Consider the following 14,250-nt stretch of genomic DNA (forward strand, 5'->3'; position numbering starts at 1 on the left):
CAGACAATCGCCCGAAACGCTCCAGGCCTTGCGTGGAAGCCTGGAGTGTTTCGGAGGATTGAATGAACGCGCCGGTTAAACTCGCTCCAGCGCCAGGGCCACGCCTTGCCCTACGCCCACGCACATGGTGGCAAGGGCTTTCTTGCCGCCGCTGCGCTCGAGCTGGTGCACGGCAGTGACTACCATCCGCGCACCCGTCATGCCCAGCGGATGGCCCAGGGCGATACCGCCGCCGTTGGGGTTCACCTGCGGCGCGTCATCGGCCACACCCAGGTCGCGCAGCACCGCCAGGCCCTGCGAGGCGAAGGCTTCGTTGAGCTCGATCACGTCGAAATCGGACATGGCCAGGCCCAGGCGCTCGGTGAGCTTGCGCACCGCGGGCACCGGGCCGATGCCCATCACCCGCGGCGCAACCCCGGCACTGGCCAGGCCGAGAATCCGCGCGCGTGGCTTCAAGCCATGCTTTTTCACCGCTTCGGCCGAGGCGATGATGAGCGCGGCGGCACCGTCGTTCACACCCGAGGCATTGCCCGCGGTGACGGTCTTGTCCGGGCCGTTGACCGGCTTGAGCCGAGCCAGGCCTTCCAGGGTAGTGTCGGCGCGAGGGTGCTCGTCGGTGTCGACAACGGTTTCGCCTTTCTTGCCGGGAATACGCACCGGCACTATTTCTTCAGCGAAGAACCCCGAGGCCTGCGCGGCCGCGGCGCGCTGCTGGCTACGCAGGGCGAAGGCATCCTGATCGGCGCGGGACACGTTGTAGTCATCGGCTACGTTATCGGCTGTCTGCGGCATCGAATCCACGCCGTACTCGGCCTTCATCAATGGGTTCACGAAGCGCCAGCCGATGGTGGTGTCTTCGATTTTCATGTTGCGTGAATAGGCGGTTTCCGCCTTGCCCATCACGAAGGGCGCCCGGGACATGGACTCTACCCCGCCGGCGATGGCAAGTTCGATCTCGCCCGCGGCGATGGCACGGAAGGCTGTGCCGATGGCATCCAGGCCCGAGGCGCAGAGGCGGTTCAAGGTAATGCCCGGCACGCTCGGCGGCAGCCCTGCCAGCAACGAGGCCATGCGGGCCACGTTGCGGTTGTCCTCGCCCGCCTGGTTGGCGCAGCCCATGAACACTTCGTCCACGGCGCTCCAGTCCACCTGGGGATTGCGCTCCATCAGCGCCTTGATCGGAATGGCGGCAAGGTCGTCCGCGCGGACTGAAGCCAGCGCGCCACCGAAGCGGCCGACCGGTGTACGAATGGCATCACAGATAAAGACGTCGCGCATCAGGCTTCTCCGGGTGCTTGGCCGTGGGCCGCGGCGGTACGGGCTTCGAGATCGCGCAGAGCGGTCAGCTCGGCATCGGTAGGCTCGCCGGTGGTTGTCACCTGCTCTGCGAAGCGGATCGGCCAGCCAGTAGCGGCGGTGATCTGCTCACGGGTCACGCCCGGATGGATGGAGGTCACCACGAACTCGTTGGTATCGGCCTCCGGTTCCATGATGCACAGGTCGGTGATGATTCCCACCGGGCCCGCGCCTGGCAGGCCGAGGCGCTTGCGAGAGTCGCCGCCTTCGCCGTGGCCGACGGAGGTAATGAAATCGAGCTTTTCCACGAAGCTGCGGTGGGATTGCTTGAGGATGATCAACACGCTCTTGGCCGAGCCGGCGATCTCTGGCGCGCCGCCAGCACCTGGCAAGCGGACCTTGGGCGCGTGGTAGTCACCTACCACCGTGGTATTGATGTTGCCGAAGCGGTCGACCTGGGCAGCGCCAAGGAAGCCTACATCGATACGGCCGCCTTGCAGCCAGTAGCGGAAGATCTCCCCGGTGGGAACCACGGTATCCGCCGTTTCGGCCAGCTCACCATCACCGATGGACAGCGGCAGCACGCTGGGCTTGGCACCGATCGGGCCAGACTCATAGATCAGCACTACATCGGGCGACGACGTCAGCCGCGCCAGGTTGGCTGCCTTGGATGGCAGGCCGATGCCAACGAAGCAGACCGAGCCATTCTTCAACCGCCTGGCGGCGGCCACGGTCATCATTTCGGACGTGGAGTAGGTCATCAGGCGTTCCCCCCGGCTTGGCTGAGTTTGGCGCGGTATTCTTCGAAATCGCGGGTGCCGCGCACGTGCTCGTCGATCCAGGCAGTGAAGGTATCCCGGTTACGGGCGATGGGGTCCCAATCCTGATAGAAGCGATTGTCCCGCTCGGTGTAGCCATGGGCGTAGGACGGATGCGAACCGCCCGGTACCAGGCAAACGGCGCTCAGGGCCCAGGTAGGCAACACGCAAGCGTTCATCGGTGCCTGCAGGTCATCGACGATTTCCTCGACGGTGACGATGCAACGCTTGGCCGCCAGGGCTGCCTCCTTCTGTACGCCGAGTATGCCCCATAGCAGCACGTTGCCCTTGCGATCGGCCTTCTGCGCATGAATCACGGTGACGTCCGGGCGCACCGAAGGTACGGCGGCCAATACCTCGCCGGTAAAGGGGCAGGTGACGCTCTTGATCAGAGGGTTCACCTTGGGCAGGTCAGAGCCTGCGTAGGCACGCAGCACCGCGAAGGGCAAGCCGGAGGCGCCAGCCACGTAGGCATTGGCCAGGTCGGCGTGACTGTGCTCTTCGATCTCCAGTGCATGGGGCCATTGTTTTTCGACGGCGTCGCGCAGGCGGTGCAGCGAGCCTACGCCCGGATTGCCGCCCCAGGAGAAGATCAACTTGCGTACACAGCCGGCGCCGATCAGCTGGTCATAGATCAGGTCGGGCGTCATGCGCACCAGGGTAAGGTCTTTCTTGCCCTGACGAATGAGCTCATGGCCAGCGGCGGTAGGAATCAGGTGAGTAAACCCTTCCAGGGCCACAGTATCGCCGTCGTTGACGAACTGCTTCACGGCCTCGTGGAGGGAGAGTAGTTCAGCCATGTCGCATGGACTCCTTCAGTGAGTCTGTATGAAGAGGCCGCCAACGGCGACCTGCTGCCGGGGGGGTATAGAACAGGGCGTGGGAGCAGATTAAGACTCACCACGCCTAGGAACAATCCGATAATCGAGTATTAGTTCGATCACCGAACAAAAAGGGACTCAGGTGGCGTCAGCGTGGCTGACCTTGCCCTTGATCAAGACTGCGGCAGTGGCCAGCACTGCAGGCACCAGCAATGCGGTGAGCACCTGGGCGAAGGTCCACCCGGCTCCCAGCAACGCGGCACCGCTGGAAGCGCCGACAATCGCGCCGAAGCGGCCGATACCCAGCATCCAGGACACGCCAGTGGCGCGGCCCTGGGTCGGGTAATAACGCGCCGCCAACGATGGCATCGCCGACTGCGCCCCGTTGACGCACATGCCCGCGATCAGCACCAATGTCGCCAACAAGGCCATGTTGCCCAGGCTCTGGCCCACGGCGTAGGCGAACAGGCCGGCGAGCAGGTAGAAGGTGCCGATGACCTTGTGCGGGTTGAAACGGTCCATGGCCCAGCCAACCGCCACCGCGCTGAGCACGCCACCGAACTGGAACAGCCCGCCGATGAACGCGGCCTGTTCCATGCTGGCGCCGCTGTCACGCATCAGGGTGGGCAACCAGCTGGTCAGCAGATAAACGATGACCAGGCCCATGAAATAGGTCAGCCACAGCAGCAGGGTCCCGGCCTTGTAGGACTGCGAGAAGATCACCGCCAGTACATTGCGCGACTTGACCGTTGCCAGCTCTGGCACGCTGAAGCTCCCGGCCTGGGCCACCACGCTTGGGTTGATGGGCGCAAGCAGCTTGCGCACCGCCTCGACTCCACGCTTGCGCACCACCAGGAACCGCGCCGATTCCGGCAACCAGACTATCAGCACGACCAGCAGGATCAGTGGCAGGACGCCGCCGAGCAACAGCAGGCTTTGCCAACCGTAGGCGGGAATCAGCTTGGCGGAGATGAACCCGCCACCAGCCATGCCCAGGTTGAAGCCACAGAACATGCTGGTGACCAGCAACGACTTGAGCCGCTCGGGGGTGTATTCGGACAAGAGCGTAGTGGCGTTGGGCATGCCCGCGCCAAGGCCCAGGCCGGTCAGAAAGCGCAGGATCATCAGCTGATCCAGGTTGGTGCTATAGGCCGAAGCAAGGCTGAAGACGCCAAATACCGCGACCGCCACCACCAGCACCACTTTGCGGCCGAAGCGGTCCGCCAATGGGCCGGAGCCCAGGGCACCGAAGACCATCCCCACCAGCGCGGCGCTCATCACCGGGCCGAGGCTACCCTTGGCCAAGCCCCAATCCTGGGACAGCGCCGGCGCGATGAAGCCCATGGCGGCCGTATCCAGGCCGTCGAGGAATACAATCAGAAAACAGAGGATCACGACCCGCCACTGAAAGCGGGATAAGGGCTGGCTGTTGATGAACGTCTGGACATCCAGGCACTGGCCGATGGCATCTTGTGGGCGGTTCATTGTTCTTATTTACCTGTGACACGCGCAGGTAGGCGCACAGGTTCAGTCTAGCCCGTGAGCACTGCGCGATGAGTTGTGGTGAAGTGTTGTCAGGGGCGGTGCAAGCCGCGGCAACAGGCGCGCGGAGGAGGCTGCGAAAGCATTCGATTCATGGGCCGGGCCTCTCGCTTTATTATGGGCCAGCGCCAAATCAGCGCCGGTGCAGCGACATTACGAGGGCCCCGCCGGGGGGTCAATTCGATAAACGCTTATCCGTTCGATGATCGAACGAATCCCTATCGGAACAGCTGACTGCTCAGGTCACGACTGGCCGCCAGCATGATGGGCAGGAAACGCTGCTCCAGTTCGCTGCGGCTCACCCGACCAGCGTGGGTACTCACATTCAAGGCTGCCAGCACTTGCCCGGAGGCGTCGTATACCGGTACCGCGATGGAGCGCAGGCCCTGTTCAAGCTCCTGGTCAACGATGCACCAGCCCTGCTGGCGCACTTGCTCCAGGCACTGGGCCAGTTCTTCGCGGTCGGTCAACGTCTTGCTGGTCTTGGGCTGCAGGTCCACGTTGAGCAGGTACTCGCGCAGGGTGGCGTCATCCAGCGCCGAGAGCAGGATACGCCCCATGGACGTGCAATAGGCCGGCAGCCGTCCGCCCACGGAGAGATCGACCGAGATCAACCGTTGCGTAGTGGCGCTACGAGCGATGTAGAGAATGTCTTCCCCTTCCAGGGTGGCCATGTTGCAAGCCTCGTGCAACTGCTCGCTCATGCGGTCCAGATAAGGCTGGGCAGATACCGCCAGCGGTGTGGATGACAAGTAGGCATGGCCGAGGGTAAGCACTTTGGGCAGCAGCGAGTAAGTGCGGCCATCGGTAGTGGCATACCCCAGTTTGATCAAGGTGTGCAGGCACCGGCGCACCGCCGCGCGGGGAATTTCCGTGCGATGGCTGATCTGGGCGATGGTCAGGTGCCGCTTGCGTTCCTGAAACGCTTGGACCACGGCCAGGCCTCGGGCCAGAGAGGTCATGAAGTCTGGATCTCCGGCAAAGGCCTGGATGCGTTTGGCGGGAGACGCAACGATCGGAGGAGCCAGGGAGCTGAAGGCAGTGCGCAATTGGTCGTTCATGGAGCCCTCCAGGCGTTTCGGATAAAAACCTGAGGCCGATTATCGAACGATCGCCCGATAATCGCAATTGACCCCTTCCCCAAGCTCACTATACCTTTGGGGCGCTGATGACTTCCCGGGAATACTGGTCAGGTACCCACTAGGGAAGTCAGGCATGCCTCGCTCCAGCGGGGCATTTTTATGCGCGGATAGATTTGTATCGAACCTGTTTAAACTTTTCGGCGAGTTGGAGGATCCAAGTTCTATCCGGTACAAACTGCAAGTTGGGTAAGGTTAGTTTGGCCAGGCTAATAGTTTGATACCAGGCCAAGTTGACCTCACCCAACTTCAGGCGCTAACGTTGGCGCCGTACGGTTCAATGGTGCAATACAAGGGCACCGCCCCTGCGGCCCCGGCCTGATAAGGCTTCGCCCGCAAGGGTATCGTCCAGCAATCCACCCTGATCCACCCTGATATAGGTAAGCAAGTGACCAAAGACGAACTGCGCGCGGAACTCGAGCGCCAGGAGAAACGGTACAAGGACGTCTACGGCGGCGAAGTGACTACTTACGCTGCGCAACCTGATCCAGAACGCAAACCTTGGCGCAAACGCGCGAGTTTGCTGGACCAGGCCTTCCAACAGGAAATTCAGAAGATTGAAAAAGAGCTCAGCGACCCTGCTCTGGCGGGGTAACCTGAGGCTCCTGTAGCCAATGGCGGCGCTTGCACAGTAGGCGCCGCCATTGGTTCGATCATGACAGGCCAGAGCCTTCCCAGGGCCGACCGGCAGCGAAGGGCATCGGCTCAGCAATTTTTCTGTCATAATCCGGCCCCCTTATCGGCTGGTCACAAACCTTCATGATCGAACTATTCAGCGGACTGGACGCCTGGGTCCTGATAAGCCTGTTCCTGGCGCTGGCTTTCGTCCTCGCCTTCGAATTCATCAATGGCTTCCATGACACCGCGAACGCGGTAGCGACCGTCATCTATACCAAGGCCATGCCGCCGCATCTGGCGGTAGTGCTGTCGGGGCTTTTCAATTTCCTCGGCGTGCTGCTCGGTGGTGTCGGCGTTGCCTATGCGATCGTGCATCTGCTTCCGGTCGAGCTACTGATCAACGTCAATACCGGCCAGGGCCTGGCCATGGTGTTCTCGCTGCTCGCCGCCGCCATCGCCTGGAACCTGGGTACCTGGTACTTCGGCATTCCGGCCTCCAGTTCCCACACCCTGATCGGCTCGATCCTCGGCGTCGGCCTGGCCAATGCCATGATCAACCACATCGCGCTGGGCGAAGGCGTCAACTGGCAGAAGGCGATCGACATAGGCGCCTCGCTGGTGGTCTCGCCCATGGCCGGCTTCGCGGTCGCGGGCCTGATGCTGATAGGGCTCAAGCGCTGGCGGCCACTGTCCAAGATGCACAAGACCCCGGACCAGCGACGCAAGCTGGACGACAAGAAGCATCCGCCTTTCTGGAACCGCCTGGTACTGGTGCTTTCCGCGCTGGGCGTCAGCTTCGTGCACGGCTCCAACGATGGGCAGAAGGGCATCGGCCTGATCATGCTGGTGCTCATAGGCATCGTGCCGAGTCAGTTCGTACTGAACCTGACCAGCAGCACCTATGAAATCGAGCGTACCCGTGACGCTACCTTGCACCTGGCACAGTTCTACCAGCGCAACGCCGCGTCCCTGGGCGAGTACCTGGCCCTGGGCAAGAGCCTGCCCGGCGACCTGCCGAAGCAGTTCGAATGCGACCCGCGGCAGACTGAACCTACCCTCGCCGCCCTGCAGGAGAACCTGCGCGGGGTCGCGGACTACCATGACCTGCCCGCGGAAAAACGCATCGAAACCCGTCGCTTCCTGCTCTGCCTGGACGACACCGCCCGCAAGGTCAGCAAGCTGCCTGCCCTGGAGGCACGTGAGAAAGCCGACCTGGACAAGCTGCGCAAGGACCTGACCAGCACTACCGAATACGCCCCCTTCTGGGTGATCTTCGCCGTGGCCCTGGCGCTGGGCATCGGCACCATGGTGGGCTGGAAGCGCGTGGTATTGACCATCGGCGAGAAAATCGGCAAGCAAGGCATGACTTATGCCCAGGGCATGTCGGCGCAGATCACCGCCGCCTTCGCCATTGGCCTGGCCAACGTGTTCAGCCTGCCAGTGTCCACTACCCATGTGCTGTCTTCGGGCGTGGCCGGCACCATGGTCGCCAACCGCAGCGGCCTGCAGGGCAATACAGTCAAGAACATCCTGCTGGCCTGGGTACTTACCCTGCCCGCTACCATGGCCCTGGCCGCCGGGCTGTTCTGGCTGGCCTCCAAGGTCATGGCCTGAACCCGCGGGCCGCCGGTCTACGGCGGCCCACCCCTCCTCCCCGCGACAGGTCACCGCAGGTTAACCGAAGCCGCCGATCGAACATCCAATGGTCATGAAGGTCCATGTAATGGACCACGGCCCTAAGGAAGCTGATCGTGCACATCGCTGACATCACCATGTTCTACGCCCCGGCCAGTGGCGGGGTCAGGACCTATCTTGATGCCAAACATCGTCGCCTGACCGGTAGAGCCGACATCCGCCATAGCCTGCTGATTCCGGGCCCCAGCCTGAGCGAAGAGAACGGCGTATACCGGGTACCGGCGCCAGCGCTGCCCTTTGGCAACGGCTACCGTTTCCCCCTGCGCCTGGCCCCCTGGTGCAACGTGCTTCGCGACCTGCAGCCGGACCTGATCGAAGTGGGCGACCCCTACCTTACCGCCTGGGCAGCCCTTGGCGCCCGGCGTCAGCTGGACGTGCCTGTCATTGGCTTCTATCACTCCGACCTGCCGCTGTTGGTGAGCAACCGAATGGGCAATTGGTTCACCCCCAATGTGGAAGCCTATGTCAGCAAGCTGTATGGCAATTTCGACCGCGTATTGGCACCCAGCAAGGTCATGGCGGACAAGCTTCGCCGCCTCGGCGTGCGCGAAGTCCATGTCCAACGCCTGGGTGTAGACCTGGAAATGTTCAATCCGGCACGACGTGACCCAGGGCTCAGGGCGGAACTGGGCATACCCGCGGATGCCCACCTGCTGATCTTCGCCGGGCGAGGCTCCAAGGAAAAGAACATTCCCGTGCTGCTTGAGTGCATGAAACACCTGGGCCCGGACTACCATCTGCTGTTGGTGGGATCGAACATGCCCGCCAATGTCCCTGGCAACGTAACCGTGATCAATCACTTCTGCCCCATCCATGAAGTGGCCAGGCTGATGGCCAGTGCCGACGCGCTGCTCCACGCCGGCAATCAGGAAACCTTTGGCCTGGTGATCCTGGAGGCCATGGCCAGTGGCATTCCGGTGGTAGCGGTAGATGCAGGCGCCTTCAAGGAATTCGTCAATGAAGAAGGGGGCCTGCGCTGCCCGCCGAACGATGCCGGCGCCATGGCCGAGACTGTGCGCCAGCTGTTCCAGAAAGACCCGGCCGCCTGGGGCAGGCGGGCCCGTGCCTATACGGAGCGTGAGTTCGCCTGGGATACCGTCGTGAATGGCCTGTTGGGGCATTACCGAGCTGTTCAGGGCAGCTATGGCATGCCGGCGGTGGTCCATGGCTGAGCTCGATCATCCAGCGCGCAGCGTGCTCCTGGTACTGCATGACGTGGCCCCGGAGACCTGGCCAGACTACCAACCCTTCGTCGAGGCCGTTGACGCCTTGGGCGGCGTGGTGATGACCCACCTGGTGGTACCGAACTTCCATCATCGCAACCCCTTAGAGCATGACCGGTCCTTCCGACAGGTCATGGAAAGTCGCCTGGCAGCCGGTGACGAGCTGGCCCTGCATGGCTATTACCACGCCGATGACGCGCCGCCGCCTCGCACGCCCAGGGAATGGTTCATGCGCCGGGTGTACACCTGGGAAGGCGAGTTCTACACCCTCGCCGAGCAACAGGCACTGGAGCGGCTGAACCAGGGTATCGAGCTCTTCCACCGGCTGGGCTGGCCCTTGCATGGGTTCGTTGCCCCCGCCTGGCTGATGAGCCAAGGTACCCGACAGGCGCTGCGCCAACTCCCGCTGGCCTACACCAGCGACCCGCAGCACTTCTACCGCTTGCCCAGCTTCGAGAAGATCCGGGCCCCTGGGCTGGTATGGAGCGCCGGTACCGCTTGGCGCCGCTCGTTCTCGCGGGCCGTCAGCGACTGGCAGCTCAAGCGCTGGCGTGAAGCACCTTCCCTGCGCCTGGGTCTGCACCCGGTAGACATGCGCTTCGCCGATTCCCGAGCGTATTGGCTCGACACCTTACGCCACCTGCTGGCGGAGGGCCGGGTCGCGACGACCAAACGGGCCTGGCTCGCCCAGCAAGGCGCCGCGGCCCAGGCCGCATGAAGCGTCTGATCTGGCTCGCCCTGGCCCTGGCCGCCGGGGTGGCCTTGCCATGGGCCCTGGGCGGAGCCGGCCTGCTGAGCGAGCTGAGGGGCTTTCCGCTGCCATTGCTGCTCGGCCTGTTCGCCATGATCCTGCTGTGCTGGACGCTCAACGCCATTCGCCTGCGGGTGTTGCTGCAAGCCCAGGGCAAGGCCTTGAGCCTGCCTAGAACCATTGGCATGGTGATGGCAACGGAGTTTGCGATCTGCGCGACTCCCGGTGGAAGCGGCGGACCGCTTACCCTGGTTGCCCTGCTCGATCGCCAGGGTATCCCTGCCGCGCGTAGCGGCGCCGTCTTCGCCATGGATCAGCTCAGCGACCTGCTGTTCTTCTGCATGGCCATTGCCGGGGTATTGCTCTACGCCGTGTTCCACCAGCTCAATAGCCGAATGGAGTGGCTGCTGGGCAGCAGCGCCATTCTGATGGTGGCCACCTTGCTGGCCTGCTGGACCATGGCGCGACACCAGCGGCGCTTCGTCCAGTTCAGCGGGTTCGTCTTGAAACGCCTGCGCATGTCCCGACCGCGCCGCTGGCGTTGGGCACGTCGCTGGCTAGGTTTCGTCCATGCGTTCAAGGACACCGCCGGCATGCCCAGAACGTCCCTGGCGCTGGCCTTTCTGCTGACCTGCGCTCATTGGGCCTTGCGCTTCAGCGTGCTTTGGCTGGCCTTGCACGGACTGGGAGCAGACCTGCAATGGGCATGGAGCTTCCTGGTGCAGATCCTGTCACTGAGCGCGGGCCAGTTCAGCCTCCTGCCAGGCGGCGCCGGCGCCGCGGAGCTCACCAGCGCGGCCCTGCTCACGCCGCTGGTGGGCAAGCCCACCGCGGCCGCCGCGATTCTCATCTGGCGGATCGTGACGTTCTACTTCTATCTGCTGGCAGGCGCGCCGGTGTTCGTGCTGATGGTGGGCAAGCCCCTGTTGCGACGCCTCATGGCGCTGCGCCAGGCGTAAGGTCATCGGCTTCCTTCGCCGTGCCGGCGTCAGGCGTGGCATTTACCTGTTCCGGCTCGCCATCTTCGGCAACTGCCTGTTGCTCCCCGACCTGGACCAGCGCTCGCCACAGCTGCGCGGCGCCAGGGAAGGTCGTGCCATCGTCCTCGCTCAGCGCCGCGGGATCGTAGCGCGCCGTGCAGCCCTCGCCCAAGGTGGGCGGGGCCGAGGACGTTGCCCGGTCCCGAGGATCGCCCATCTCAGTCGAAGACCACGGTCTTGTTGCCGTGAACCAGCACGCGGTCTTCCAGGTGATAGCGCAACCCGCGCGCCAGGACCATCTTCTCCACGTCCCGGCCCAGGCGGACCATGTCTTCGGTGCTATGGCTATGACTGATCCGCACCACGTCCTGCTCGATGATCGGGCCGGCGTCCAGTTCTTCGGTAACGTAGTGACAGGTAGCGCCAATCAGCTTGACCCCGCGCGCCGAGGCCTGGTGATAAGGTTTTGCGCCCACGAAAGAAGGCAGGAAGCTGTGATGGATGTTGATCACTCGCTGGGCGTAGTCCTGGCACAGCTGGGGTGGGAGGATTTGCATGTAGCGGGCCAGCACCACCACGTCCGCGCCATGCGCGGCCACCAGGCGCGACACCTCGGCGAAGGCCGGCTGCTTGTCCTGCGGGTTCACCGGTACGTGGTAATAAGGAATGCCATGCCACTCCACCATGCTGCGCAGGTCGTCATGGTTGGAAATCACACAGGCGATGTCGCAGTCCAGTTCCTGGCTATGCCAGCGGTGCAGGAGATCGGCCAGGCAGTGGGATTCCCGGCTCGCCATGAGAGCGACGCGCTTCTTGCAGGCCGAATCGGTGATCTGCCAGACCATGGAAAAGGCTTCGGCAATGGGCGCGAAGGCTTCGCGGAATTCATCCAGGCCGAACGGCAGGCTGTCGGCACGAATCTCATGGCGCATGAAGAACCAGCCACTCTGCTCGTCGGAGTGGTGACTGGCTTCGGTGATCCAGCCATTGTGCGAAGCAAGGAAATGGCTGACCTTGGCGACAATGCCAACGCCGTCGGGGCAGGCGATCACCAGCCGAAAAGTGCGCATCGGTAAAGCTCCAGTACATCGAGAAAAGAGCGCCATTCTACCACTGCCGTGAAAAACTGCAGTATCGGCGAGGCACGTGCCATCCGCGGTTGGCGTCAAGGAGGTTTATGAGGTTCGCATCGGCCCTGGCATTTATAAACACTTCGAAATAAATTGGGGTAAAACACTTTCTCAAATCACCAGCGCCGGGCCAGTTTAATCTTTACTCTAGTTACTGCTGTGTTTATTATCGGCGCGAATCGACACCCCATTCATAGGTAGTCTCATGTCACTGATCAACGAATACCGTCACACCGAAGAAGCCATCAAGGAACTCCAGGCTCGCCTGCAAAGCCTGTCCCAGGACAAGAATCTGCAAACCGAGCTGGAATTCGAAGCCAAACTGCGTGAACTGATGGGCGAATATCAGAAATCGCTGCGTGACATCATCGCCTTGCTGGATCCGGAGTCCCGCACTTCCAAACCCAGCCGCAACGCCCCTGTTAAAACCACCGGCACCAAGCGCGCGCGTAAGGTCAAGCAATACAAGAATCCTCACAATGGCGAAGTGGTTGAAACCAAGGGCGGCAACCACAAGACCCTGAAAGAATGGAAAGCCAAGTGGGGCGGCGACGAAGTGGAAAGCTGGGCAACGCTGCTGGGCTAATACCTGAAGGTTTTCCCCAAAACGCCGGCTCGCCGGCGTTTTTTTATAGCCCGAGTTTCAAGCACAGCCCATTCACATACTGTTGCCACTGTACCAGCAGGGCGCGCTGGGTCTCGGTCGTGCTCTTGAGCGCGTCTTCCAGGGCCTGCTGGAAGCTGCCCAGGGTATGAGGCGCCCCCAGGCTGGGGTCGAGCAAGCGCTGGCGGCAAAACTCCAGCCAGCGCGCGCGTTCTTCTCCGTCCAGGGTATGGGGATAGTTCCTGGCTCGATAGCGAAACAGCAATTCGGGCAGCCGTGGATCGTCAAACATCCAGGTCTGCCCCGCCAACGCTTCGGGAGCCGACTCTCTAACTTTCAGGCACAAGCGGCGGTCTCGATCACCAATAAAACCGGCATACAGCTGTTGCTCGGGATCATCATTGCCAGCCAAGGCATCGCTGGCGTAGATCCGATTGAGTTTTTCCGTCCATACATGCTGGGCCTCGCGCAAGCCCCTGACATGATTTTCATAAAGGGCAAAATCGAGCTGCAGGCGCTCGCGGTCTTTTTCCGCCAACACGGCCAATGGGGCAATCACCGGACACCTGTTCACATGGATCAACTTCAGCGGTACGGGCAACTGCCCCTCCAGTAACTGATCGCGCCGGGTATATAACCGGCGCGCCAGAACTTCCCACTCCTCTTCCCAGAGTACCCGAGGGTCGTGAAATAGATCACAAATGATAAGGGCATTACGGTTACGAGGATGCCACCCCAAGGGAAGCACCACTCCCACATAATTCCGCTCCGCGCCGAAGCGACCGGAGACATGCAGCAAAGGCCGCATCAATTGCACGCGCTCGATCACTTTGTGCTTGTTACGCAGTTCGAACAGCCAATCGAAAAGACGAGGTTGGCGCTCGCGTAACAGCCGTGCCAGCGAGATGGTCGCACGCACGTCGGACAGGGCATCGTGGGCCTGTCCATGGGCCAGGCCGTTGGCCGCGGTGAGCAGCTCAAGCCTCAGGGAGACCTGGCCATCCACCTGGGGCCACTCGATGCCCTCCGGGCGCAGCGCATAGGCGGCGCGCACCAGGTCGATCAGGTCCCAGCGGCTGTTGCCGCCCTGCCATTCACGGGCGTAAGGGTCATGGAAATTGCGGTAAAGGCTGTAACGGGTGACTTCATCGTCGAAGCGCAGGCTGTTGTAGCCGGCGACGCAGGTGCCCGGCTGGCTCATCTGGGCATGGATGCGCTCCATGAACTCGGCCTCGGGCAGACCATGCTCGCGCAGGCGGCCGGGAGTAATGCCGGTGACCAGGCAGGCGGCGGGGTGAGGCAGAATGTCATCGGCCAGGCGACAGTAGATATTGAGCGGCGTATCGATCTCATTGAGCTGCAGGTCGGTGCGAATGCCGGCCACTTGCAGCGGCCGGTCGCGACTGGGCACGATGCCAGTGGTTTCATAGTCGTACCAGAAGAGGCTGTTGGTCACTGAAGTTTCCCGGTGCAAACAAGGCCGCAGTTTACGGGCTGTATCCAGACCCGGCCAGCAGTTGCCTGAGCGCCTGGGGCTGGCTAGCATCGCAGGCTCACCCTTGCCGCGAGCGGACCATGCCGTTCAGAGGTTCACGCCCTTCATACTTGCGCCCCTTAACGATGCCCGGCTTGT

At 62.5% G+C, this 14,250-nt stretch carries 14 protein-coding genes; 6 read left to right on the plus strand and 8 right to left on the minus strand.

What is annotated here, in order from left to right; all coding sequences use genetic code 11:
- Positions 1 to 75 precede the first annotated feature (75 nt).
- The 5 genes from pcaF to pcaR form a co-directional block, all read right to left on the minus strand.
- Positions 76 to 1,281 carry a 3-oxoadipyl-CoA thiolase gene (pcaF, locus tag BN1188_RS09615; RefSeq protein ID WP_269745220.1) on the minus strand — a complete coding sequence of 402 codons (1,206 nt, stop codon included), beginning with the start codon at positions 1,279 to 1,281 and terminating at the stop codon, positions 76 to 78.
- Complete coding sequence (locus BN1188_RS09620) at positions 1,278 to 2,060, minus strand: CoA-transferase subunit beta (RefSeq protein ID WP_187375322.1); 783 nt, start codon at positions 2,058 to 2,060, stop codon at positions 1,278 to 1,280. Before BN1188_RS09620 ends, pcaF begins: the two co-directional genes overlap by 4 nt.
- A complete protein-coding gene (locus BN1188_RS09625; protein WP_040261174.1) occupies positions 2,057 to 2,914 on the minus strand; it encodes a CoA transferase subunit A in 858 nt (285 codons plus the stop codon). Before BN1188_RS09625 ends, BN1188_RS09620 begins: the two co-directional genes overlap by 4 nt.
- Before the next feature lie 159 nt (positions 2,915 to 3,073).
- Positions 3,074 to 4,420 carry a 4-hydroxybenzoate transporter PcaK gene (locus BN1188_RS09630; protein ID WP_040261175.1) on the minus strand — a complete coding sequence of 449 codons (1,347 nt, stop codon included), beginning with the start codon at positions 4,418 to 4,420 and terminating at the stop codon, positions 3,074 to 3,076.
- A 275-nt stretch (positions 4,421 to 4,695) separates the two neighbouring features.
- Positions 4,696 to 5,538 (minus strand): pca regulon transcriptional regulator PcaR, encoded by an 843-nt coding sequence (pcaR, locus tag BN1188_RS09635; RefSeq protein ID WP_040261176.1) that lies wholly within the window; start codon positions 5,536 to 5,538, stop codon positions 4,696 to 4,698.
- A 466-nt stretch (positions 5,539 to 6,004) separates the two neighbouring features.
- Here pcaR and BN1188_RS09640 point away from each other — a divergent pair, with 466 nt between their 5' ends.
- The 5 genes from BN1188_RS09640 to BN1188_RS09660 all read left to right on the plus strand — a co-directional run bounded on the left by BN1188_RS09640 (position 6,005) and on the right by BN1188_RS09660 (position 10,862).
- Positions 6,005 to 6,211: a hypothetical protein gene (locus BN1188_RS09640; protein WP_084596189.1), complete on the plus strand. Its 207-nt coding sequence runs from the start codon at positions 6,005 to 6,007 to the stop codon at positions 6,209 to 6,211.
- Between the two features lie 164 nt (positions 6,212 to 6,375).
- Positions 6,376 to 7,848, plus strand: a complete 1,473-nt coding sequence (locus BN1188_RS09645) for an inorganic phosphate transporter (RefSeq protein ID WP_040261178.1) — start codon at positions 6,376 to 6,378, stop codon at positions 7,846 to 7,848.
- A 158-nt stretch (positions 7,849 to 8,006) separates the two neighbouring features.
- A complete protein-coding gene (locus tag BN1188_RS09650; RefSeq protein WP_040261453.1) occupies positions 8,007 to 9,101 on the plus strand; it encodes an N-acetylglucosaminyl phosphatidylglycerol synthase in 1,095 nt (364 codons plus the stop codon).
- Entirely contained in the window at positions 9,094 to 9,870 is a 777-nt protein-coding gene (locus BN1188_RS09655; protein ID WP_040261179.1) for an N-acetylglucosaminyl phosphatidylglycerol deacetylase, read from the plus strand. Before BN1188_RS09650 ends, BN1188_RS09655 begins: the two co-directional genes overlap by 8 nt.
- Positions 9,867 to 10,862: a glucosaminyl phosphatidylglycerol flippase gene (locus BN1188_RS09660; RefSeq protein ID WP_040261180.1), complete on the plus strand. Its 996-nt coding sequence runs from the start codon at positions 9,867 to 9,869 to the stop codon at positions 10,860 to 10,862. Before BN1188_RS09655 ends, BN1188_RS09660 begins: the two co-directional genes overlap by 4 nt.
- Here BN1188_RS09660 and BN1188_RS09665 read toward each other — a convergent pair.
- A complete protein-coding gene (locus tag BN1188_RS09665) occupies positions 10,840 to 11,100 on the minus strand; it encodes a hypothetical protein (RefSeq protein WP_040261181.1) in 261 nt (86 codons plus the stop codon). The two genes, BN1188_RS09660 and BN1188_RS09665, sit on opposite strands and share 23 nt — an antisense overlap.
- A gap of 1 nt (position 11,101) precedes the next feature.
- A complete protein-coding gene (purU, locus tag BN1188_RS09670) occupies positions 11,102 to 11,953 on the minus strand; it encodes a formyltetrahydrofolate deformylase (RefSeq protein ID WP_040261182.1) in 852 nt (283 codons plus the stop codon).
- Positions 11,954 to 12,218: 265 nt separating this feature from the next.
- On the opposite strand from purU, the gene mvaT reads away from it, so the two are divergent.
- Positions 12,219 to 12,599, plus strand: coding sequence for a histone-like nucleoid-structuring protein MvaT (gene mvaT, locus BN1188_RS09675; RefSeq protein WP_040261183.1), 381 nt, complete (start codon positions 12,219 to 12,221; stop codon positions 12,597 to 12,599).
- A gap of 43 nt (positions 12,600 to 12,642) precedes the next feature.
- Here mvaT and sbcB read toward each other — a convergent pair whose 3' ends face one another.
- Entirely contained in the window at positions 12,643 to 14,073 is a 1,431-nt protein-coding gene (gene sbcB, locus BN1188_RS09680) for an exodeoxyribonuclease I (protein WP_040261184.1), read from the minus strand.
- Positions 14,074 to 14,250: the final 177 nt, after the last annotated feature.

Source organism: Pseudomonas massiliensis, assembly GCF_000826105.1.
Taxonomy (GTDB): domain Bacteria; phylum Pseudomonadota; class Gammaproteobacteria; order Pseudomonadales; family Pseudomonadaceae; genus Aquipseudomonas; species Aquipseudomonas massiliensis.